General features: G+C 37.4%; 18 protein-coding genes and 1 pseudogene. 4 read left to right on the top strand and 15 right to left on the bottom strand.

Going from position 1 to position 25,009, the window contains the following annotated elements; all coding sequences use genetic code 11:
* Positions 1–119 precede the first annotated feature (119 nt).
* From ABC255_RS21150 to ABC255_RS21170, 5 genes are all read right to left on the bottom strand, one after another.
* Positions 120–1,604 (bottom strand): glycoside hydrolase family 140 protein, encoded by a 1,485-nt coding sequence (locus ABC255_RS21150; protein ID WP_412996641.1) that lies wholly within the window; start codon positions 1,602–1,604, stop codon positions 120–122.
* A gap of 90 nt (positions 1,605–1,694) precedes the next feature.
* On the bottom strand, positions 1,695–3,185 hold the full coding sequence (gene glpK, locus ABC255_RS21155) for a glycerol kinase GlpK (RefSeq protein ID WP_412996643.1): 1,491 nt from the start codon (positions 3,183–3,185) through the stop codon (positions 1,695–1,697).
* 8 nt (positions 3,186–3,193) lie between these two features.
* Positions 3,194–4,162 (bottom strand): transketolase family protein, encoded by a 969-nt coding sequence (locus tag ABC255_RS21160; protein WP_412996645.1) that lies wholly within the window; start codon positions 4,160–4,162, stop codon positions 3,194–3,196.
* Complete coding sequence (locus ABC255_RS21165) at positions 4,159–4,989, bottom strand: transketolase (protein WP_412996647.1); 831 nt, start codon at positions 4,987–4,989, stop codon at positions 4,159–4,161. The genes ABC255_RS21160 and ABC255_RS21165 overlap by 4 nt, the downstream gene beginning before the upstream one ends.
* An 18-nt stretch (positions 4,990–5,007) precedes the next feature.
* Positions 5,008–6,444, bottom strand: a complete 1,437-nt coding sequence (locus tag ABC255_RS21170; RefSeq protein WP_335534832.1) for an L-fucose/L-arabinose isomerase family protein — start codon at positions 6,442–6,444, stop codon at positions 5,008–5,010.
* A gap of 344 nt (positions 6,445–6,788) precedes the next feature.
* On the opposite strand from ABC255_RS21170, the gene ABC255_RS21175 reads away from it, so the two are divergent.
* Entirely contained in the window at positions 6,789–7,841 is a 1,053-nt protein-coding gene (locus ABC255_RS21175) for a LacI family DNA-binding transcriptional regulator (RefSeq protein ID WP_412996649.1), read from the top strand.
* 296 nt (positions 7,842–8,137) lie between these two features.
* Positions 8,138–8,734 carry a hypothetical protein gene (locus ABC255_RS21180; protein ID WP_412996651.1) on the top strand — a complete coding sequence of 199 codons (597 nt, stop codon included), beginning with the start codon at positions 8,138–8,140 and terminating at the stop codon, positions 8,732–8,734.
* 83 nt (positions 8,735–8,817) lie between these two features.
* Here the strand turns inward: ABC255_RS21180 and ABC255_RS21185 are convergent.
* The 4 genes and pseudogenes from ABC255_RS21185 to ABC255_RS21200 all read right to left on the bottom strand — a co-directional run.
* A pseudogene (locus ABC255_RS21185) lies at positions 8,818–8,924 on the bottom strand (oxidoreductase); the annotation flags it as partial.
* Between the two features lie 357 nt (positions 8,925–9,281).
* The gene (locus ABC255_RS21190) at positions 9,282–9,815 is read right to left on the bottom strand and encodes a hypothetical protein (RefSeq protein WP_412996653.1); all 534 of its coding nucleotides are present in this window, start codon (positions 9,813–9,815) and stop codon (positions 9,282–9,284) included.
* Between the two features lie 595 nt (positions 9,816–10,410).
* Positions 10,411–10,620, bottom strand: coding sequence for a hypothetical protein (locus ABC255_RS21195; RefSeq protein WP_412996655.1), 210 nt, complete (start codon positions 10,618–10,620; stop codon positions 10,411–10,413).
* Complete coding sequence (locus ABC255_RS21200) at positions 10,613–11,491, bottom strand: AraC family transcriptional regulator (protein ID WP_412996657.1); 879 nt, start codon at positions 11,489–11,491, stop codon at positions 10,613–10,615. The genes ABC255_RS21195 and ABC255_RS21200 overlap by 8 nt, the downstream gene beginning before the upstream one ends.
* Before the next feature lie 206 nt (positions 11,492–11,697).
* On the opposite strand from ABC255_RS21200, the gene melA reads away from it, so the two are divergent.
* Positions 11,698–13,002 carry an alpha-glucosidase/alpha-galactosidase gene (gene melA, locus ABC255_RS21205; RefSeq protein WP_412996659.1) on the top strand — a complete coding sequence of 435 codons (1,305 nt, stop codon included), beginning with the start codon at positions 11,698–11,700 and terminating at the stop codon, positions 13,000–13,002.
* A gap of 239 nt (positions 13,003–13,241) precedes the next feature.
* A complete protein-coding gene (locus ABC255_RS21210) occupies positions 13,242–13,961 on the top strand; it encodes a YesL family protein (RefSeq protein ID WP_412996661.1) in 720 nt (239 codons plus the stop codon).
* 95 nt (positions 13,962–14,056) lie between these two features.
* On the opposite strand, the gene ABC255_RS21215 is transcribed toward ABC255_RS21210, so the two are convergent.
* The 6 genes from ABC255_RS21215 to lacZ form a co-directional block, all read right to left on the bottom strand.
* Positions 14,057–15,049, bottom strand: coding sequence for a glycoside hydrolase family 43 protein (locus tag ABC255_RS21215; RefSeq protein WP_412996663.1), 993 nt, complete (start codon positions 15,047–15,049; stop codon positions 14,057–14,059).
* A gap of 87 nt (positions 15,050–15,136) precedes the next feature.
* On the bottom strand, positions 15,137–17,506 hold the full coding sequence (locus ABC255_RS21220) for a glycoside hydrolase family 2 TIM barrel-domain containing protein (protein ID WP_412996664.1): 2,370 nt from the start codon (positions 17,504–17,506) through the stop codon (positions 15,137–15,139).
* A 127-nt stretch (positions 17,507–17,633) separates the two neighbouring features.
* Positions 17,634–19,214 carry an extracellular solute-binding protein gene (locus ABC255_RS21225; RefSeq protein WP_412996666.1) on the bottom strand — a complete coding sequence of 527 codons (1,581 nt, stop codon included), beginning with the start codon at positions 19,212–19,214 and terminating at the stop codon, positions 17,634–17,636.
* Between the two features lie 73 nt (positions 19,215–19,287).
* Positions 19,288–20,190, bottom strand: a complete 903-nt coding sequence (locus ABC255_RS21230) for a carbohydrate ABC transporter permease (protein ID WP_412996668.1) — start codon at positions 20,188–20,190, stop codon at positions 19,288–19,290.
* Positions 20,191–20,205: 15 nt separating this feature from the next.
* Entirely contained in the window at positions 20,206–21,102 is an 897-nt protein-coding gene (locus tag ABC255_RS21235) for an ABC transporter permease (protein WP_412998608.1), read from the bottom strand.
* 660 nt (positions 21,103–21,762) lie between these two features.
* Positions 21,763–24,909: a beta-galactosidase, LacZ type gene (gene lacZ, locus ABC255_RS21240; protein ID WP_412996670.1), complete on the bottom strand. Its 3,147-nt coding sequence runs from the start codon at positions 24,907–24,909 to the stop codon at positions 21,763–21,765.
* Positions 24,910–25,009 lie beyond the last annotated feature (100 nt).

Here is a 25,009-nt window from a genome sequence, read left to right on the forward strand (position 1 = left end):
AAAATAACCCGACAGACTAATCTGTCGGGCTTACTAGTTATCTAAGTCAAGTTTCCCAGTACAAAAAAAGGACCGAGTTTAACAATGATTTAAGTCTCCAAGATTCGGTTTTATTTATATCACCACATAAAGGTTTTCTTGATTTCAGCAGGTACAGGCAGTTCTCCGTAAATTTTTGCTTCGCCAGGAATTGTTGAGTGATTATTTCTATTTTCTATCACACATACCCAATCCTGCTCATTTCCACGAGTTGGTGTTATTAATTTTAATACACTTAACTCTCCATCTCGTATTATTGTTTCTAAACTAATTGCTTTATCTGTAATAACATTCTCTTGTGTATAACATTGTCCATCTCTGGGATTAAACCACCAAATTTGTAACTCTTCTATTTTCAATCTACTTAAATCGAAAGTTTCTTCTCCACCTGAAGGGAAGTATAAGCATGCGAATTTCCCATCCTTTTCGATACATGCCTGAATGTGTTCATCAGTAATATCTACCAACTTATCATTCTGTTCAATTAGTAAATCCTGTGCCGGAATACACTGACTTAAATCTCTAGATTCCAAAAAATCACGCAGGATTTTCATCTGCCATGCGCCAGGTTGGTCTAAAGCTTCAAACCAAGAATATCCTCTGAAGTTGTCTCTTTCCTTTTCTGAAATCATCCAACACACGGATGGATGCCCATATGTATGACCAAAGGACCCTGCAAACAAACTCCAATAGGCACGTTTCCTCACCATCCAACCTCCATGGAAATCAGAACCAATCGGCCAAGTTGTTGGCATTTGCTCATAAGCAGGTTCTCCGTCAAAAACAGGCATTGGATTTTTTCGATTATAATCATTTTTAACTAGTACATAGTTTTTCGGCGTTAACCCATGTCCGGATTGAATCATGATAAACGATATCCAGGCTTCCTCATCACTCCAATATGACATGGTTGAACATTCCCCGGTCTCCGCTTCATGGCATGCATGATAAGTCATTAAAAGCTTTTGCCAATCAGGATCTTTTTCGTTATGTTTAATATCCTTTTGTAGAACCCCTTTTGCTATTCCTTCAGCCATATTCCGCCATACATCCTTGTAATCCACCCCTAGGTGAATTGGCTGCCTGTCTCCACCTAGACACCAAATAATACTGGTTCTATCTTTATAGCGGTTACCGATCCATTTTCCATATTGGTAGGCATTTTCTTTCGTAACAATTTTCTCTGAAAATTCCCCCATCCAATTATGACCAACAATAAGTTCTCCCCATACTGGCAGTAATAGTACGTAAAATCCATATTCTGCTGCTTTGTCGATGATCCAATCTAAATATTGAAAATATTTTTCATTAGGAGTGTTCAAATCATCATTTATTAAAGCCTTTTCTCCAGCAGGATTTCTCATTTCCCTATCTTGCTCCGGATCTAGTGCAACAATCTGAAGTACTGTAAACCCTTGTGATTTTCTTTTTTGCATTAAGTACTCTGCATCGTCCCATTTTAATCTATGTGCAATTGTCCAATCAGTATCTGCCAACCAGACAAATGGCGTGCCATCCTGATGTGTAAAATATCTTCTATTCTCTGAGATTTTCAGCCTTTCCATCTTTCATGCTCCTTAGAAAAAATTAAATTATTTCAGATATAATTACTTTAGTGATTAGTTGGTTAAATTACACAAAAAACAGCCCAGCGTTTAACATAACAAAACACTATTTACTGATTGCCTCCATCCATGATAATACCTGTCTCTTTCATCATTTGTTATCAAAGGCTGGTACAATTCATTTTCTTGATTAAGATTGTATATCTCATCTGTCGTTTTCCATATTCCGACCCCAAGACCAGCTAAATAAATAGATCCCATTGATGATAGTTCTTCTACTTTAGAAGCGATAACATCTATATCCAACATGTCTGCTTGATATTGCATTAGGAAGCGGTTACTTGTTGCCCCTCCATCCACTCTAACACTCTTGATGTGAATATTTGATTCTGATTGCATGAGTTCGATTACATCTTTAACCTGGTAAGCAATACTTTCCAGTGCAGCTCGGACAATGTGCCGTTTTCCTGTACTTCGGCTCATTCCCATTATTGCAGCACGTGAATAGGGTTTCCAATAAGGCGCTCCCAATCCAACAAAAGCAGGAACGAGGTAGACCCCCTCATTATCCGAAATGGAACTTGCTAAAAGCTCAGCCTCGTCAATGTCATCAATTAATTCCATTTGGTCCTTCAACCATTTAATTGTATCACCGGTACTATTAATAATTCCTTCCAAGGCATAGCTTACCTTCCCACTTAATCCCCATACAATGGAAGTGACCAACCCATTGGTGCCCTCTACCATTTCCCCAGTTTGCATCAACACAGAAGTGCCAGTTCCATATGTTGCCTTTGCCATCCCTGGTTCAAAACATTTCTGCCCAAATAATGCACCTTGTGAATCCCCAATTACACCAGAGATAGGAAGTTTGCTAAATGGAAGGGTTGGATCTTCTGTCACACCATAGATGGCATTTGAATCTCTAACGCTAGGAAGTATTTCTTTAGGAATATCAAATAACTCTAATAACTCAGCATCCCACTGAAGCGTATGGATATTAAATAGAAGTGTCCTGCTTGCATTGGAATAGTCTGTTGCATGAACCTTCCCGCTTGTTAATTTCCATATAAGCCAGCTATCAATCGTACCTAATAAGAGTTTTCCTTGTTTGGCTCTCTCTTTGGCGCCAGTGACATGATCCATAATCCATTTTACCTTAGATGCGGAAAAATAGGGATCTGCCTTTAATCCGGTTTTGGATTGAATCATCGTTTCATAGCCTTGTTTTTTAAGCTCTTCACAAATATCAGACGTTCTCCGACATTGCCATACAATTGCATTATAAACGGGATTTCCTGTTTCGCTATCCCAAACAACTACCGTTTCTCTTTGATTCGTAATCGCTAATACAGCCAATTCATCTTCTGGAACGGCAGTTGTTTGAACTATCTCCTTCAAGAGGGTTTTAACATTTTCATAGATTTCAACAGGATCATGTTCCACCCATCCTGTTTTCGGATAGTATTGCATATGGCTCATCGAACATTTATGAATGATTTGCCCTTTCGAAGTAACAAGCAATACCTTTGTTCCAGACGTGCTTTGATCGATTGAGAGGATATATTTCTCTTTTTTCATAGGCTACCTCATAGACCTCTGACCATTTGAATGGCAATCTTCTTGACATTGTCTACACTCAATCCGTAATATTCAAATACTTCGGCGGTTTTTCCTGCAATTGCTGGTTCGTCCGGTAAACCAAGAATCTTCACAGGAACCGGGTGACTTTGTGACACAACTTCAGCTACCGCCGAACCTAAGCCGCCATAAATGCTATGCTCCTCTATTGTGATAATTCTTCCTGTTTCCTCTGCTGCTTTTAGGATAGATTCTTTGTCCAACGGTTTTATCGTATGCATATTAATAACCCGGCAATCGATACCTTCCTGTTGAAGAGCTACTGCGGAATCCAAGGCAATTCTAACTGTCTCACCTGATGCTATAATAGTAATATCTGTACCCTCTTTCATGGTGACAGCTTTACCAATGTGAAACTCATAGTTTTCTGATGCATAGGAATCTTCTACTGGATTACGGCCAATACGTAGATATACTGGTCTATCATATTTTACCAATGCCTCAATCATTTTTTTCGCCTCATGGCGGTCTGCCGGCATCATGACATCCAAACCTGGAATGGCACGTGTCACAGCAAGATCCTGCAATGAATGGTGTGACATACCTAATGCACCGTAACTAACACCGCCGCTTATCCCGATTAGCTTTACATTGGTATTGGAGTACGCCACATCTACCTTAATTTGTTCAATACTTCTCATGCTTAAAAAACAAGCTGGTGATGCCACAAATGGTTTTTTACCAGACGCAGCCAAGCCCGAAGCAATCCCGACAAGATTTTGTTCGGCAATTCCCACCTCGACGATTTGACTCGGTAATTGCTTGCCAAACTCCACAAGAGAGGCCGATCCCCTTGAATCACTGGTTACTACTAAAATATCTTTATTTTCTTTAGCTAAATCTAGTAAAACCTCACTGATTGCTTGACGATTGGCGATCTTATTTCCTTTTGCACTTTTTAGCACCGCATTAGTCATTGTAGCACCTCCAGTTGCTTTGAGAGCTCTTCCATTGCTAATTGATATTCTTCTTTACTTGGTACATGATGATGCCATTTAGCTACATTTTCAGCAAATGAAATTCCTTTACCTTTGACGGTATTTGCCACGATGAGAGTTGGTTTCCCACTAACTTTTGGTGTATTTTCCAAGACATGTACCAATTGTTCGATATCATTTCCATCTACCTCAATAACTTCCCATCCAAACGCTCTCCATTTAGCTCCAAACGGTTCGAGACTCATAACATCTTCCGTACTTCCAGTGATTTGCAATCCGTTTCTATCAATAATGGCAACTAAATTATCAAGCTTGTAATGTGAAGCGGCCATAGCCCCTTCCCAAACGGACCCTTCTGCCTGCTCACCGTCACCCATTAACGTATAGACCCGATACGGTTTCCCATCCATTTTGGCAGCCATGGCCATACCGACTGAAATTGGCAAACCATGTCCTAACGCACCTGTATTCATTTCAACACCTGGTACTTTATTGTTCGGGTGACCGATTAATCTTGTATTAAATTGAGAGAACGTTTTTAATTCTTCTTTTGGAAAGAAACCCTTATCTGCTAAAATCGCCCAGTATGACTCCACCGCATGTCCTTTACTCTGTACATAACGGTCACGGTCTTCCCATTTTGGATTGTTTGGATCCACTCTCATAATGTGATAGTAAAGAACGGTTAAGATATCTGTATTGGATAGGGAACCGCCTGTATGACCCGTTCCCGCTTCATAAATCATGGTTAGAAGATCTTTACGAATTTCGGTTGCTTTTCTTTTTAGAAACTCTATCTGGTACATCCTATTTTCCCCCCAACATTATTTATTAAGGTCGCTACCGCGAAGCCATGCTCTAATTTCACTTTCAGTAGGATCTACTGGATCAGGCTTCAAACCAGGAATGTATTCACATGCCTCAAATATAGCCGGAATAACATCAGCATGGACACCTACTGAATGATGAATGTACGGGCCTTTTACCAGCTTTTCTTCCCATAACGGCCAATCGTTTACTTCAACCCAAACATATGAACCTCTAGTGAACGGACCTTGAATCCCTTTTGCTTTTCCAAGGAAGATTGAATATTCACCATGGTCTCCATCAAAACGTGCAAGTGTCATGGCTCCACCCTTAATTTCTCCTTCATGTGTTCCTGGAGCATGATCTTCAAATAAGAAGTGCTTGTTTAACTTTGGTTTTTCTTCGACACTTAACGAAACAGGGAAGTTACCACAGTGGAATAACAACTCGCCATTTGGATTTTCAGGGTGTCGTACAGTAATATCTGCAAAGAACGTTGGTTTCGTATTTAACGTAGCTGCTTGAACCATAATCGAGGTAATCGCACCATGGATATCGGTTTCACACGTTACTGGAATCTGTTCGTCTGTCAAAATCGCATTGGCCAAACATGGCATGATGCCAATAATGTCTTGTAAGGTTGACCAGCATTGTATGGCAATCGCAGTACTTCTTGTATCTGTAGCCAGTTGTTTCATCGCTACTTTTAATGAAGCAATACGTCGAACATCCTGATCAGTAACCCCACTCCAATCGAGTTTTTCCTTGATATATCCAATTGCTTCATCTAATTCAGGGGTATCCGTTTTTTCTATTTTTAATGTTACCTTTTTCAATTCATCAAGCGTGATTGGATGAATTTGAATTCCAAAAGTCTCTAATAATTCTCCTTCATTGCAGATCACTGACCAAAAGTCAGATGGTCTGGTGGAAATTTGTAAGATTCTTAGATTATTAAATTGCTTGACCACATTGGCTGCTGCAATGAAATTTTTAAATCCGCGTTCAAAAACAGGACTGTCAACCGTACAATTCGTGATATATGTAAACTTGACATTAAATCTTCTTAGAACTTTTCCAGTTGCAAAAATTCCACATTGTGTATCGCGAAGTCGCATCCCATCTTCCAGAGGAGCTTCGTCTCTTGGCCCCCAAAGGAGAACTGGTTTGCCAACCGCTTTGGCTACACGGGCGACGATATCTTCTGTACCAAAGTTGCAGTGTGGGAAAAATAAAGCATCCACATCTGCTTCCTTAAAGCGCTTTATTATCGCTGGTTCTTCTAAACGTTCATGCAGCAACCCTTCTTCATTGATTCCTTCCAAATCAACAATTTCCATTTCCAATCCAAAGCTTTCTATTTTTTCTCTGATTAAATTTTTAAACTTTAATGCATCTTCTTTACTAAATACAAATCTTCGAGTGGGTGCAAATCCAAGCTTAAACTTTTCCATTACGTATGCCTCCTAAGTGATAACCCAAAAACTAAATATATTTAGTTTTTATAAATTTGTTTAGTTAATAATATCAACAATAAAATTATCAGTCAATTAAATTTATAAATATTTTTAGTTATTTTTATAGATTTAGTGAATATTTTTTTAGTTATTTACTTGTTTTTACTATTAAGCACTTAAAAACCCCAATTCAACAGTAAAGAATATGTCTGCAAATTTATTAAATACAACTAAACAAAACTAAAAATTAACTAAACAAACTTTCTTTATGTTATAATCAAATAAAATTTGTTTATAGAACGAATGAATATTTTTTTATCACATGGGTGGGTGTTTTTTATATGAAAATAGATGATATTGCTAAATTGGCAAATGTTTCAAAGTCAGCTGTCTCTTTGGCCTTGAATGGAAAAAATGGAGTAAGTCAAAAAACTAGAGAAAAAGTTTTACGAATCGCGCAAGAACATGGATACATTCCACGTCCTATAATTAAAGCAGAACAATATGTTCAGCCTACCACTAAATTATTGAGATTCGTTGCCTGTACCAATGAAGGAATTGTAACAGAGCAATATGAATCGCTTCCTTTTTTCATGGAGTTAATTCATAACCTTGATAAACATATTGGCTCAAGTGGTTATTCTCTTTTGGTTTCATCTATCAATATCGAAAGCCTTAATGAGGAAATAGCCAGGCTTGAACAAGAACAAAAGTCTGCAGGTATATTACTGCTGGGTACTAATTTATCGCCGGAGCAAATTGATGTAGTGGCAGGTATACAGCCAAATCTAGTGGTCCTGGATACTTGTTTTGAAACATTAAATGTCAACTTTGTGGTGATGAACAACCTATATGGTGCGTACCAGGCAGGACAATATTTAATTGAATTGGGACACCATCAAATTGGTTATGTAGGTTCAAATACAAGAATGTATAATTTTGACATGAGAAAAAAAGGCTTTTTACAAGCACTTACTGAAAATGGATTAAAGATTGCCGATTGTGATGACTTTTCAGTATCGCCAACAGTGATTTCATCCCAGGATGCTTTTAAGGATAAAATCAAAAATCGTCTTAACACACTCCCGACTGCAATATTTTGTGAAGCTGATTATATGGCAATTAGCGTAATTAAGTCGCTCACGGAATTAGGTGTTAAAGTCCCGGAAGACATTTCTGTTATCGGTTTTGATAATATTTTTGAATCACAAGTAATAACTCCTGAATTAACAACCATTAATGTAAAGAAGGACAAAATTGCATTAATTGCCGTTGAAAAACTCATTAAACAGATTGAAAACATTGAAGTAGATAAAACCAAAACGTTTGTTGATACAGAATTGATTGAAAGGAATTCATGTGCAGTATACAAAGAGACCGATTTGGTAGGTTAAAATCAAAATTTGAATGCATGAGACAGAAACTGATGTGACTATACTGATTGCTTTAGTAAGAAAACAAAAGCACATAAAAAACCCACGGAATATTAAATTTCCCGTGGGTTTTAACGAAAGAGCAAAATAATCACTGTTATCAAATAATTGTAGACCTTGTCCTCCATATATGCCTAATTTCAGATTGAGACCTGTACTTTATTTCTCACGATATCTCCTATCATTTTATACAATTATTTAAATCACTGGGGAAAAACGTGGTAAAATAAGGAATAAAAATGTTGTCGGAGGATTTTATGATTTGGTTTTTGCTAGTTGTCGTGCTGATTGCTTTTTTGATGGGATTTTTCCAGTTACCAATCTGGATCATGTATGTCGTGGTGATTGTTTTTATTGTCTTGATTTTGTTACGAAATCCGATTTTATTTGGAAAAGATGCCGAAAAGATATTGGCTTACCTAAAAAAGTCCAAAGCACCCTATATGCAATTCCTTTACTATTTTCTTCAAGGAGACCTTTCGGCGGCGGAGCAAGTAATGGGGAAAATCCGTTCTAAAAAGCAAAAACAAGGCACTGAATTGATGCTTTTAATGGAGCGGAAACAATACAGGCAAGCCAAAGAACTGCTTGCACAAATGGCAGGACATAAGTCCAAGTGGTACGCTTTGGCCGATATCGCGATCAATGAAGGCGACGAGGAAGCATTCAACAAGAATAAAAGGAAAATATCGGACATTTTCTTTTTAAACATACTGGAAGTCGACAAAGCTGTTTACTATGGCGAAAAGGAAGTGGCCATCGGACTACTTGATAACATGATTCCGAAACTTAGAGGCTATAAATTACTTACAGCTGTACACTATCGAAAGCAAATACTTGAAGGTAGAATTTAATCAAATTAATCAATGATGTTAAGCCCGAAAGCTAAAACTTTCGGGCTTTATTTATATGATTTACTATTCGGACATTGAACCTATTACCAAGGTTGACTTGTTGGTCCAATTGAAAACTTTTAATGTTCGTATCTTCTGGCTGATCAATCGCGAATGCCACAACATTTGCAACTCGATCAGGAGAAATACCTGCAAATGCTTATGTAGGAATTTTGAATCATGGATAAAAGATGCGATGCCCTCTCCTCCCAAGGTCATAGCGAATGAATTAGGGATATTAATGGATAGGATTCTATAAAAAATGGCAGGTTTAATACTGTGGATGTTTTTTCAGTTGGAACAAATGAAGAATAAAGATCAAACAGCAAAGGAATCTCCCGAAAGAATATCATGAGTAAAATTGATAAGAAAAATAGCAAAAAAAAATCGTCTTTTTAGTAAAATGAAGTTACTACACAACATTTTAAAAAGGGACGATTTCTTTATGAGCAATTAAATGATTCTACTGAAAATTATCACCAAAATGTCGAGTACTTATTTTAAAAAACTAATTTTCAACTCTTTTTTCAAGGTTAAAAATTCTTTTATCCATCTCAGTTAATTTGTTGTTAACGTAGTCTACTTCGAAATCGACTGTCTTTTTCTGTAGTTTCAACAGACTAATTACATCTTCGGTCTGAGAAGATTCTATCCTCTTTACGGTTTCATACACTGAATCAAGTTTTTCCTCCATCTTTTGCTGTCTGACACCAATGGATCCGAGACTATCCTCCATCTTTTGCTGTCTGACACCTACGGATCCAAGACTATCCTCCATTTTTTGCTGTCTGACACCTATGGATCCAAGACTATCCTCCATTTTTTGCTGTCTGACACCTATGGATCCAAGACTATCCTCCATCTTTTGCTGTCTGACACCTATGGATCCAAGACTATCCTCCATCTTTTGCTGTCTGACACCTATGGATCCAAGACTATCCTCCATTTTTTGCTGTCTCTTATCGATAGATTCAAGTCTATCCTCCATTTTATGCTGTCTATCATCCATTTTTACTAACAAATCTAATATTTGTTTTTCCATTTCGTCCACCACCCATGAATAAATAATAATTTTTTTAATAATGCTTCCTATTTTATGGCGGGTACTTATCATTTATATCAATGTAGAAGTTAAAAAAATATGAGTAGTCTCAGGGGACAATTTTTAAGAGGAATTGAATCTCAATTTCCTGTTTAGTGCCATTATTTCATTATTAATATCACTTTTTTAGCAAAGCACCTCCCTTATGAATTGTGAAAACGGTTGGGTTGAAAAGAATATAAATCATTGCAGAATGTTGGAAGGAAAATGTAGATATTTGATAAGACCCAATTCTTATTATAACATGTAAAATCATTTTAGATTTAACCTTCAATAGGGAGTTGATATTTTTGAATATCATATATCTGAATGTTGATTTCACTGTGTTTGAAAAATAAACGGAAGGATTCCGGCTAATTTGGAAAATACCCATATATCGTTAATAATAAGGTAAGTTTTTCCGGTTATCTTATTCAAAACTTTGGATTTTGTCTTATTAAGGGTAGTTAGCCGGAAATTCTCTGCCTATGAATTCTTATACCACCAGTTGTTTTGCGGTTTTACCAGAACCAAATACCGCTAGAGTTGCTGCCCCTTAAACACGTGCATAAGTCTTCAGCTCAGCAGTCGGCACCAATCTACCAAACTCATCGATTACCTCTATAACTGCATGTACTAATGTCTGACCGTCAGCGTCAAGCTCCTTCTTATTAGGCACAATACGCAGGATTTCCTGTGGACACCAATACGTTAGATGAAATTCTTTTACCATCTGTATAAGTAATAGCTTCCACAGCTTAATCAATAATCAAATGATCAATTCCAACGACGTCTTTACTATTACGAAACGTCCCGGCGGATACACCAACCGCCTTGCGGAATACTTTGTTGAAATAGTTGGCATTTGCATACCCTAGCTGGGCTGCAATGTCTGTAATAGAGTAGCTTGTTGAACGAAGAAGCTCCGCCGCTTTTTGAATCCTGATTTTGGTAAGGTATTGAACAGGTGTCATATTTAGTTGATGTTGAAACTGCTTAATAAAATAATATCTCGAGAAACCGGATACGGCCGCTATTTCGTCGAGTGTAATCGGATCATGATAATGTGTTTGGATAAAGGATAACGCTTTAGTAATCTGTAGAGGGAAACCGTTCGTTGCTTTTTCAATATTCCTGATGAAACGGTAACACTCCATAATAAACTCATAAGCTTTAGCAGAAGCGTAATATGTATCGGTAATTTTTTGATCATATGTGTCTTGATAGATTTTCAGCATTAGCTGGATTAGCTTTGAATCCGGAGGCACCTTCAAAACAGGGCCGTTCTGTTCTTTCATAAACCGCCAGCAATCGGCTGCTTCTCGACCCACTAATGTAATAAACATAAACTCCCATCCATCGCTATCCTTTGGAAAGTAATAGCGATGATCGCTAGGAATCTCGACAATGAATGCTTCCCCTGCCTCCACTGAATAACTTTTATCCGCTATATCAAGCTTTCCCGATCCTGACAGAGTGTATTGAAAGACATATGTGCCGACATCCTTCCGCTTTAACCCATCCCAATCATAATCTGCACCTGGCATTTTCTCTTCTCGGCCAAGCGAGAAAATGTTTGCCACATCGTTAGGGAGCATATCTTGAAAACGAAAACCATACGTTCCATAATCCTTCACATGTTTCCCCCTATAATCCAAAGACAATATATTACCCTCCAATCACACTAACTTACCATTGAGGTTCTTATATAAACAACTTACTATTATTATAACAACAAAAAAACAAAGATGAATATGGGACGTTAGGTTGTGCTTAAAACAATTTTTTATCCTATTAGAAGTTCAATAGGCAGTCCCACTTTCACTTTACAGGAGGTAAATTTATGTCAAAAATCACATTTATTGGAGCAGGAAGTACAGTTTTTGCAAAAAATGTTCTTGGTGACTGCCTACATGTTCCGGCATTAGCTGGTTTCGAGTTCGCATTATTTGATATTGATGAGCAACGCTTAAAAGACTCGGAAAATATGTTAAACAATTTAAAACAAAGCCTACAGGCAAACATAGTAGTGAAAGCGTATACAGATCGTAAAGAAGCATTGCGAGGAGCAAAATACATTATTAATGCGATCCAAGTTGGCGGCTACAAACCAAGCACCGTTATAGATTTTGAAATTCCTAAAAAATATGGACTTCGTCAAACAATTGCTGACACAATCGGGATTGGTGGTATTTTTCGTTCGCTTCGCACCATTCCGGTTATGTTGGATTTCGCCAAGGATATTGAAGAAGTTTGTCCGGATGCCCTTTTTTTAAATTACACTAATCCAATGGCAACATTAGTAGGGGCCATGCTTCGCTATACAAATGTAAAAACAGTTGGATTATGCCATAGCGTACAAATTTGTACCGAGCACCTGTTCAAATCCTTAGGAATGGAACATGAAGGAGTGGAAGAAAAAATCGCAGGTATCAACCATATGGCATGGCTTCTTGAAATCAAACGCGACGGAAAAGATTTATATCCGGAAATTAAACGCCGTGCGAAAGAAAAACAACAAACAAAACATCATGATATGGTCCGCTTCGAATTAATGGAAAAATTCGGATACTACGTTACGGAATCATCTGAGCATAATGCTGAGTACCATCCGTATTTCATTAAACGAAATTATCCGCATTTAATCGAGAAATTCAATATCCCTCTGGATGAGTATCCGCGTCGTTGTGTAGAGCAAATTGAACGCTGGGACAAAATGCGCGACGAGATGGTCAACAATGCACAGCTTACCCATACCCGTTCTCACGAATATGGTTCCCGTATTATTGAGGCAATTGAGACGAATGTTCCATTTAAATTTGGTGGTAACATTCTAAATACGGGTCGCTTAATTAGTAATTTACCAGAAAAAGCTGTAGTTGAAGTATCATGCGTTGCTGACCGCAGCGGAATCACTCCATGCTATGTAGGAGATCTTCCAGAACAGCTAGCAGCCCTTAACCGTACAAATATCAATACACAGCTTTTAACAATTGAAGCGGCGGTAACGAAAAAAAGAGAACATATCTATCAGGCAGCAATGCTGGACCCTCATACGGCCGCTGAATTATCAATGGACGATATCATTGCGATGTGCGATGATTTAATTGAAGCACACGGTAACTGGATTCCTAAATTCGAAGATTGAAAGACAATTTCGTCCATATAACAAAAAAGTATTACACATGTAGAATTTTATTATTTTATATGAAAGTATGTAAAAAAGATGTGCCTTCATTATAGGCATATCTTTTTTACTATCTAACTGACACAACAAATAATTTATCTTCATCAGTATATGGTATAATGAAGGTGCTTACATAGGTATTTCCTCTAACTATCTATCTTTCTATTATCTTTCAACATAATTGGTCTGGAGTTGGAAAAATGTATACTATATTTGGACGTTTTAATCCCGTTTTTGAGTGGACTGCAAAGATTGCTGGTATAAATCTATTATGGATTTTGTTTAACTTCCCCATAGCGTACCTTACACTATCTTTATTTACAGTTAAAGAGATGTGGGAAATAAGCTTTCTGATCATGACTATTGCTGTGCTGGTACCATTTATTTTTTTCCCTGCAACTACTGCTATGTTTGGTATTGTTAGAAAATGGGTTATGAAAGAAGAAGTGCCAATTTTTCGATTCTTTTGGAAATACTATAAGGAAAATTATAAGAGGAGTCTTGTGGGTGGAGTGATTTTTTCAGTTCTTTGGACCATAGTTGTCGTTGACTATTATTATTTCCAAACCCGCATTCACTTAGTTAGTTATTTATTTTTATTCCTCATGGTTTGGTTGTTACTTATTACGCTTTTCTTTTTTGCCCATACAGTGCATATAGATACGAAATTCGGACAAGGATTAAAAAATGTATTCATTCTATCGATTGCTAACCCACTTTACTCGATTGGGCTTGCAATATCTAGTATTGTCATCTTATATGTTAGTTTTACGAAATTAACATTTTTGCTGCCATTCTTCACCGGCGCGGCAATATCTTTTCTTGCATTCGCTGCATACAATAAGGTATTTACTAATATTGTTCAAATCCAACAAAATACTTCAGAGGAAAATACTATTGATGGACAATCGGCAACTTGAGGTAAATAGTCACTAGATTGTTGAAAACGAGCAGATTAATAAAAAGTCCTCTCCAAAACTTAGAGGACTTTTTGAATGCTATTCTATTTATTCATTTAACTATGTAGATCAACTCTAGGTCTAACAACCTTAAAACTATCCACAATTTCCTCTACTTCATAAATCTTTGCTCGAGATTCAGGTGTACTGAATGGATGATGAAGAATAAGCATCCAAGCACCTTCAAATGTTTTAAAAAGCATGCCGTGTCCACTATCACCAGCAACTAATGGTTCCAATTGTTCCCACGGCCCCGCTAGCTTACCAGACTTAGATCTAGCAATTGTTTGGACATAGCTTCCATTGCTATAGCTCGACCAGAGCATAACAAGGTGACCACCTTTTGTTCGATATAATTGACACCCATCTGATACATAATTTAAAGGCTTCACACTAGGCTTTATTTCAGCATTAAGCCATGGTGCATCAGAGGCTTTAAAAAGGTGTAGTGGTTCACCATCTGCTTCGGATAAATCGCTCTTCAATGGGATTGCTTCAAACGTACCATCAATAACTTGAATCCACTCATGGCAATAGACCATCCATGGCTTTCCATCCTCATCCACATACAAGGTTCCATCTAATGTCATGAAGTCTCGAGGTGGCACTGGACCATCTTTTTTTATCAATTCAAACGGACCTTCTGGCGAGTCTGATACCGCGATACTTGTACCACGAAGATGTGTGGTTTTCCAAACCTCCGGCGGTTCTGCTAGAATGCTATCTTGATTATGTAACGTAACGAACAGATAATATTTGCCATGATAATGGTGAACCTCTGGAGCCCATGTCCCATGCTGTTGATGTGCCCAGGTTCCATCAGGAATCTCGAAAACAACATACGGACCTTCCCAATCTATTAAATCTTTACTCTTATACACCAGAACTCCATTTCTCTCTAAATCTGTTAATTGTGGAATTCCTGTTGTATACATATAATAAGTATTCGTTTCTTTATGCACTAAAACATAAGGGTCGTGTGCAGGAATATCTTTAAGTCGGTGCCCCTTTTTGGGATTCAAAGTATCAGACGCGCTATTATACGGCATACATTCATCTCCTGCCTTATTATTTTTAACGAAATAACACCTCCGGCTATCAACTCAAATCGTCAGTACCCGGAGTCCCTAAAGCTTTTATTTAACCTCGATAACTACAGCACAACTTTCCAAATCCTCAGAAGTAGTCTTTAAAGTAATCGTCCCTACTTGATCATTCGCTTGCACATAGATTAATAATTTCCCATGGAATGCTTTACGGTAGTTTGCTTTATAATCTTGATGGCTTACTGGGTTACTACATTCAATCCCAATAATTTCACCAGGTCCTTCGATGCTACAATGGATTTCATTTTCTGCACTGTAAACAAGATTATTGTCTTGATCAAGGATATTCACTTCTATATGTGCCACATCTTCTTTGTCTGCTTTAAGAGTGATTGTATCCGAGTGCAACTGTAACTTCGCAGGTTTATCGGCTGTCTTTAATTCATGTGTACAAGAAATGTTTCCGTTTCTTATACCTACCGCCTTTAACGTACCCTTGGAATATGGAATGTCCCAATATATGGTTCCAGCTGGGAAGTCTTCACGTTTTTTGACCCCAACAGATTCACCATTTAGAATTAAATCCACTTCAGGACAATTTGTACAGCAAGCGACCCTTACGTTTTCTCCTTTATCCCCATCCCAGTGGCAAATAACCTGATGGTCCCAGTTAACTTGATCAGGATTCTCTTCTTTAATGGGAGTCAAGCCGATATGGACCATGTCTTTATCGGACCATTCACTTTGCTTGAAATGGAACAATGGTTTTTTAAATCCAGCAAGATCCAGTAATCCAGGAGTAGCATGACGAATCGGCCATCCCCGAGCTTCTCCCAAATAGTCAATCCCTGTCCAAATAAATTGTCCTGATATAAAGTCATTATTTGCCACTGCCAGCCATGCATCGTGATGCCTTCCGTTTTCACTTCCATAAATCACTCTATTAGGGTATTTTTTATGGTCTTCAGAATAAAGGAACTCTTGATAGTTATAGCCAACCACGTCAAGGGAATCTGTAAATTCAGTTTCATTTGACATAATGACACTTGCCAGTGCTGCTGTAACAGGTCGGGTCGGATCAAATTGCTTTACAACCTTTGCCAGCTTTTTCGAAATATCACCCATTTCCTTTGCATCCGGTTTGTCAGGTTTGTAACGGTCTCCTAGTACTGGATGTGAATATGGATCATTTGGATAATCAATTTCGTTCCCGATACTCCAAAAAACAATCGATGGATGGTTCCGGTCTCTTAATACCATATCCCTCAAATCTATCTCTGCCCATTCAGTAAAGTCGGAGGCATATCCATCTAGTGACGGCTCGCCTTTATTCCAACCCTCTACCCATTTGTTCTTAGGATGTTCCCATTCATCGAATGCTTCATCTTGGACTAAAAACCCGTAAGAATCACACATATCTAGTAACTCTGGTGCAGGAGGATTATGGCTCATTCGAATCGCATTTACACCAGCTTCTTTTAATAGTTGCAAACGTCTATACCAGACCTTTTCAGGAACAGCCGCTCCAAGACAGCCTGCCTCATGGTGGATACAGACACCCTTCATCTTAATATTCTTTCCATTAAGATAAAATCCAGAGTTCACATCGAAATGAAAAGATCGAACACCAAGTGGGGTACTCTCACTATCTATGACTTCCCCATCTTTTATCACCTTCGTTTCAACACTGTATAAATTCGGATTTTCCGGTGACCAGAGATTTGGCTGTTCTAGGAAAAGAGAATGAGAAAAGTCTTGTTCACCATTTGCTGGAATGATTTCGACAGATGAACAGTCTATTATTTTCTTGCCTGAAGCATCTCTAATTTGATGTTCAATTTGGAAAGTAGCTTCGTTATTATATTCATTTTTCAAACTTGATTGAATGTGGATTTCTGCTTCTGATGGTGTAATCTTTGGAGTTGTGACAAAAATACCATAAGGCTTAATGTACAAGTGATCTGTCAAATTGATGAAAACATTTCGATAAATGCCAGACCCTGTATACCAGCGAGAATCAGCAAAATCGGTGTGATCTACTTTGACAGCAATCACATTTTCTTGTGTTTCGAAGTTTAAGTATGGGGTTAAGTCATACTGAAATGAGCTGTATCCATAAGGTCTTTTACCAAGAAATTGTTCATTTATCCACACTTCACTATTTTTATAAATGCCATCGAATTGAATAAACACTTTCTTTCCCTTTATGCTGTCAGGTACAATAAATTCCTTCCGATACCAACCAATTCCTCCTGGCAAATATCCTGTTGAACTTGCATATTCCTTCTTAAAGGGACCTTCAATACTAAAATCATGTGGCAGGTCTACTATACGCCAATCTGAATCTTCAAACTGAATTTTAAATGCATCAGGATTATCACCTTTTAAGAATTTCCAATCAAAGTTAAACTTTCTGCTCTTAACTGACAATTCCCATTCTTTCGCTATTACATTTACCATATTCAACTTACACCCCTTATCTATTAGTGATAGAATATTATCCTAATTTCTTAGAAATGGCAGACTGATAGATAAAGGGCTATCAAGAATATATGATAGCCCTCTTTTCTTGTAATTTATTCTCTAACTAGTTACCTTCTACAAGCTTTTTATATTCATCCATTTGTTTTTGGATTTCTTTTTGAACCTTTTCATACCCTGCTGCTTCTAATCTCTTACGGAAATCTTTGACAGCTTTTTCTGGATCTCCAGCTTTACCAAATGCAATCGCTGGTACCAATTGTGCAGTCACTTGTGATAGGGCAGAAAGCTCAGCTTCTACTGGAGTACTATCAAATACAAATTGGCCATATGGGTAAGGCTTTTTAATGGTATCGTACTGCGCATAAATCTCAGTCATTCCTTCCCATTTGTCAGCACTTGGGATTTCGAATTTGTCTACACGACCACCCCAGAAGTTAGCAGAGAATGCATCTTTTGTTTCATCATAACCTTCAGGACGAGCACGTTTTCCGTCAACAATCTCGTATTGTACTCCCTCAATACCATAGTTAAATAGTTTGTAAATCTCCTCATCGTTACGAATCAGATCATATACCATAAGGGCACGTTCAGGGTTTTTGCTGTGAGCACCCACCGCTGTAGCACCGTGAGTAATCGACATTGAAACTAAGTTGTCACGTGTATCCGACCAAGCAAACATATCGATTTCTGAACCTGGTTGTTTCACGTCCATTTGTGGACGTAAGCCTGAGAATGTTTCTGTGTGGTGCTGGTCAGCACCTGTTTTTCCAGCTTGGAATAAAGCACGTGTGTCACCTTTATAGTTCAACACGTCAGAACGCCAGTAGCCATTATCTGCCCAATCCTTCATCATCTTTGCATAGTCAACAAACACATCTTCGAACACAGGACTCATAACTGTATACTTATCTTCATAGGAATCTGCCCAATAAATTGGGAATACACCTGTTGTGATTGGAAGTTCAATCGCATCGGAATAAGAAGTTGTATAACCCCATGCAGTTGTAACGTTTGTTCCTGGTGTATCCCAAGGAATTACACCCTTTTTATTATCTTTAATACCTTGAAAGTATTGACCGAGTGTTTCAAAATCTTTAATAGGTTCAGTGATTCCAAATTCTTTTGCCCAATCTGTGCGATAGAAAAACCCATGGTTAACCCATTGAGTATAAGAATTCTCAGGGATCATAACAATTTTGCCATCATATTTTGTTTCTTCCCAACTTTCTTTGGAAACTTCTTCAAATGTCTTTGGTGCATATTTAGGCAGCAGGTCGGTAATATCCATGAATGCACCTTTTTGTGCATTTCCCCAAGCATCCAACCAGTCAGTAGCTGTGATAATTAAATCAACAGGTTCTCCAGAAGCTAGAGTCAAATTATACTTAGTCATATAATCAGCCCATTCGATCCATTTCAACTGAAGTTTTGCATTTGCTTTTTCTTTTAATTTTGTATTTACTTGTTCCATCACTTTTTCTAATTGTCCGTTGGTCGGTTTATCTCCCAACACCATCATGGTAATGGTTACCTCTTTAGAAGTATCAACTTCACCATTTGCGTTTGTCTTTGTACCAGATTCAGAGTTTTTTGAACCCGTTTGACTTGAGCCACTACAGGCCACAAGACTAAAAGTCAACAACATAACCAAAAATAATACCAAGATTCTTTTTATCTTCACCATTTTATTGCCTCCCTTTTAACTTTTTTAATTGTTACTCTCTATGAAATAAGGAAGATTCCTTAATCATATTCAATTACCCTTTTACCGCACCAACTGTAATACCTTGAATAAAGTACTTCTGTACAAACGGATAAAATAGAATAACCGGTCCAGTAGCGACAATGGCTGTTGCCATTTTCATACTTTCCAATGGTATGTCTTGCGGCGTTACATTGGCGGATGCAGCCGAATTTCTAATGAAATCAGCACTAGTGATCACGTTATAAAGAAACAACTGTAACGGTCTATATTCCATATTCGGTGAAAGGAAAAGCATTGAATTATACCATTCATTCCAATACCCCAGGGCAATAAAAAGTCCGATTGTCGCTAAGGCAGGGGTAGTCATTGGGAGAATAATTCTTAAGAAAATCGTGAAATCACCTGCACCATCCATCTTCGCAGATTCCGTAATCTCATGAGGAATCGACTTTACAAAAGCCTTCATCATAATGATGAGAAAAGGACTCAGCAATCCAGGCAACAGTACTGCCAGGTAATTATCTTTAAGATGCAGATACTGCGTTATTAAGAGATAAAACGGGACAAGTCCACCTGAAAATAGAGTGGTAAAGTAGATATAAAATGATATTTTATTTCGATACAAGAAATCTTGGCGCTGTAAGGCATAACCTGTCATGGCTACAATAAATAAACCTACTGCAGTTCCGACAACCGTAATGATCATCGTTACCATATAGGATCCAATCACAAGTCTTGGATTCTTAAAAACAATTTCATAGGCAAAAGTAGAAAATTCCTTCGGCCATAACGAGAAACCGCTTTCCATAATAACCCTCTCAGATGTTAAGGAAGATGACAGGATCAAAACGAAAGGTAAGAGACAACATAGAGCAAAAAAACCAATAAAACCATACCCAATAATACGAACCATTACTGTAGAGAAATCTATATTACGTCTAGCTGTTGTTTCCATACAAACGTTCCTCCTTTAAAACAAAGAGTTTTCTGGTGAAACCTTTTTCACAATCCAGTTGGCTGTAAGGACAATAAAGAGGCCCAAAATAGATTGATATAAACTTACCGCACTTCCCAATGAGAAGTTAAAATTCGTCATCAATGTTCGGAACACGTAGGTTTCAATAATATCTGTCGTCGGATAGAGCATGGTATTATTCGCACCAACAAGGTTATAAAATAAACCGAAATTCCCTTTTAATACTCCACCTAGAGAGAACAATAACAGGATGATAAAGGTTGGCTTAAGATAAGGAAGGATAATATATCGAATACGCTGGAAAGCGTTAGCTCCATCGATCTCTGCTGCTTCTAAAATAGACTTGTCAAGACCCATGATTGCAGCGAAATAGACAATCGATCCATATCCTGTTGATTGCCATAGGAACGTAATGACAATAATATAAGGCCAAATCGCAGGATTCGAATAAGTCTCTACTGGATCCAATCCAACCATTTTTAAAAATGAATTAAGTATGCCATAATCGTAACTAAGTATGTTATAGGCTAAAAGTCCAACTAAAACGGCAGAGATAAAATGAGGTAGAAACATAAGTGTTTGGGATATCTTTTTGAACCATTTATTTCTTAGTTCGTTAAGCATGATGGCTACAGCTATTTGGAGGATATTACCTAAAATGATGAAAGCAATATTATAAGCAATCGTATTAAACGTTAACTTCCATAAATCACCCGTCATAACCAAAAAGCGAAAATTATCAAAGCCAACGAACGCGCTCTTAAAGATTCCAAGTGAATAATCAAAGTTTACAAATGCAAGATATAATCCCGGCATTGGCAGGTAAGCAAAAACAGCGAAGAAAATAATGGCAGGCAAACACATAATAAGAAGGGTTCGGTTTTTCCACATTCTTGTAAATACAGTATCTTTCGTTTTTGTTTCAACAATAGGTGTCTGGTGTGATTGCACCGTAACGGTTTTCAAATAAATCCCCCCTAAACAACACGATTATGATACGAGAGCAGCAACCAGCTTTAACAAAATGTAATACCAAAGTGATCTAATAGATTACTAATCTATCTATGTAAAAAAAACTCTCTTAAACAATGAAAGATTTTCCTATAAAGAAAGATAATTGAAATGGGTTTCAAAATTATTTCAACAAAACTCACACTTTCCATAGCCTGATACTTTCTGAGTAGGACAAATGAAATGGGTTTCATTAATCCAAATAAAAAAGTGCAGTTTCTTTTTTATTTCATTAGTAATTCTTTAGATACCTATTTTGTAAGCGGTTACTATATTTTTATTATATTCAGGTTACTAATAAAAGTAAATACTATATATCGAATTTTCTCATTGTTCTGAAATCCACTTCCAATTACATCTTCAAAAGACTTTTGATATTTCTTCTGCATTTAAGAAACGGGTTTCAGGACATTCTAACATGTTCCCTTGAAAAAATAATAAACAATCCAAGGGAACACACCAACTTTATTACAGTAGTTCTTTTCTAGTGGCAAATAAAATTCTTGACTCATGGGTCATAATGAACACATTGAGAAAGTACTATAACTCCTTTATAGTAGCGATCCCCTTAATTTTAAAAGAATAAGAGTAGCATCGATTTGCATAGAGGGTGAATTCAGGATGTGTTTTTTGACCCCAGCTGTCATCTCCGCCTACGCCCATTTGTTTATAATTAATCCTTACTACCGTCTTATCGGTAGGTGGTAATTTATGTCCGTGATCATGTTCTTCAAGCTCTAATGGAGTGTATGGTAATGCATTCACCTCAACTGTAGGGCTTCCAGAAATCTTTAATCCCGCCCCTTGTTGATTGGTTACCAATGCCCATCTTACGCTTGTTTTATTTCCGCATTCCTGTGGTCTTAAGTATGGTACATATTGATCTTTTACTTTACCAGTATATATTCCAATTTTCGCGCCTTTCTCTTTATCCCAATAATTTTCATATGGGCCTTTTCCATACCAAGTGATGGTATCAAAACTGCCATCTAATGTTGTCATCATTCCAACCTCTGGTATCTCAGAAAGATCGTCCCCTGGTTCTAGCTGATAGTCTACTGTTATTTCTCCATCACCCATAATGGTGTAAACAATCTTGCATGATGACATGGTTGTCGGTAAAGAGAATTCAGTTGTAACTACAGTAGCCGAAGTACTCTTTGCATCTACTAAAAACGATGTAAGAACTTTATTCTTTCCAGCTTCTCTCCATACTGAGCTGCGTTCATGCAATTTATTCCCACGGTCATTATCTGTCATCGCACGCCAAAAATTTAGACCTACCTCATTCTCAAGTAGAGGGATGCCATTATAACTATAGGAATCTAGGGTTCCATTGTCTTTATTAAAAATAACTTTAAAACTGTCACCACTAATTGTTACATAATTGTCTTCTTGAATTACTTTTGATTGTGGCAGATTGACAGGCATACTTTCTGATATTGCTTTAACTGTTGGAACCACAAATTGTTCAAAAGCAACTTCATGACCTTTATCTGCCCAAATTGTGCTATTTTTCAAGTGCAGGCTGACAGTTAAAATGTATTCATCAGAATGTTTACATACTTCAGGAATAGAGTAGGCTAGTTTAATCGTTTTTGTAGAGCATGGCTCTACCTTTATTTCTGAGGTACCTTCTTGAATTAACAAACCATTTTCTGCGAGCTGCCAAACGAGTTCGTACTTTTGAAGGTCTGTAAACAGATAGTTATTTACTACATCAACAAGCCCCTCTTGGAGATTAGCTGCTGTAAAACGGACATTCTGATAGCACTTTTTCACCTCAATAATCTTTGGTGATATTGTACCATCTGCAAAAATCAAACCATTTCCTGAAAAATTCCCATCATGAGGTGTTTCTCCAAAGTCACCGCCATAGGCTAAGTATGGTACACCATCATTGGTCGTTGTTTCCAAAGCTTGATCCTTCCAGTCCCAAATAAATCCTCCCTGAATAATAGGATACTTTTCAAATAAATCTGTATACTTGTAAAGGTTTCCACAAGAATTCCCCATTGCATGACTATATTCACATAAAATGTACGGTTTCGGATTATCCGTGTACTTAGCATATTCGGCATATCTCTTTACACCTTCAGGACTTACATACATTGTACTTTCAATATCCGAAGCTGCTTCTGATTTACGGTAGTGGAAAATCCCTTCATAATGAACAATTCTTGTAGGATCATTCTCCTTTAAAAAATCATGCATTTTTATAAAATTATCCCCGCCAAACGATTCATTTCCAAGCGACCAAATTATAATCGAAGGATGGTTTTTATCTCGCTGAAACATTGAGTTACAACGATCAAGGACGTTTTCCCGCCATTCAACCTTGCTGCCTGGCACCGCATCGCCTTCATCTTTCTGCCCATACTTCCATGTCCCGTGGGTTTCAAGATTTGTTTCATCAATGACATACAAACCATATTGATCACATAATTCGTACCACAACGGATTATTCGGATAATGAGAGGTACGGACGGCATTGATATTATGCTGCTTCATTAATTTAATATCATTAATCATATCATCGTAATCAACTGCTCTCCCTTTATCACATGCAAACTCGTGACGATTTACACCTTTGAAGACAATTCGTCTGCCGTTGATTTTCATGAGACCATCTTTTATTTCAAATGTTCGGAATCCCACCTTACAGCTTTCCGTTTCTTTAATGATTCCGCTTTCATCTTTCAAAATCAAAACTAATGTATATAGGTATGGACTTTCTGCACTCCATTTAAAAGGATTACTTATATTGGTTGAAGCATAGATTGAAATGAAGGATTGATTTTCCAGGTCCACCTTTATTTGAAGTGAGTCCTCTAATACAGGGTTATTTTCATGGTCATAAAGCATCGCTTCAACGGTATAGCCAATTACTGTCTCCTCAAACACATTTTTGATTTTTGCTTCGATTTTTAATTTAGCATCCTTATATTCCTGATCCAACTCCGTGGTCACAAAAAAATCATTTATATGAATTTCTGGAGTCGAATATAGATAGACATCCCGAAAGATTCCACTCATCCTCCAAAAATCCTGGTCCTCTAACCAGCTCGCATCACACCAACGATATACCTCTACCGCTATCTTGTTTTCGCCATCAATTAAGTATGGTGTTAAATCAAACTCTGCAGGTGTAAAGGTATCCTCACTATATCCGACAATTTCTCCATTCACCCACACATAAAAAGCTGATTCTACCCCTTGAAAGTTAATATAAATCGGTTGGCCTTTCCAATCCTCTGGAATCGTAAAACTCCTAATATACTGTCCAACAGGATTGTAGTTTGTTGGGGCAAAAGGCGGCTTTATATCTTCTTTACCTTCCCAAGGATATCTAACATTTGTATATTGAGGATAATCATATCCTTGTAACTGCCAGTGTGACGGAACCTTTATTTCATCCCACTCACTAGCATCATAATCCCCCTTAAAAAAGTCTTGATTCCTTTTTTGGGGATTCTCATAAAATGCGAATTTCCATTTTCCATTTAACGACTGATAAAATTCAGATGAAGTTCGCTCCCCTTTTAATGCCTCGTCTACTGTCCTGTAAGGCATTAATGTTGCATGAGCATCCAATCGATTTAACTGAAAAATCTCGGGGTTGTTGTTCCACTCAGGATATCCATTTTTAGGTGGAGAATATTTATATTTATTCATCAGTTTGAACATAAAACTACCTCACTTTCATAAACTTAATCAAATAATGAAACCGGTTTCAAAACTATCAAAAAGCAAAGGAATATAATTATCTATTATAGTAAAATTGATT

It is taken from the genome of Neobacillus canaveralius, from assembly GCF_047237705.1.
Lineage (GTDB): Bacteria > Bacillota > Bacilli > Bacillales > Cytobacillaceae > Neobacillus > Neobacillus niacini_K.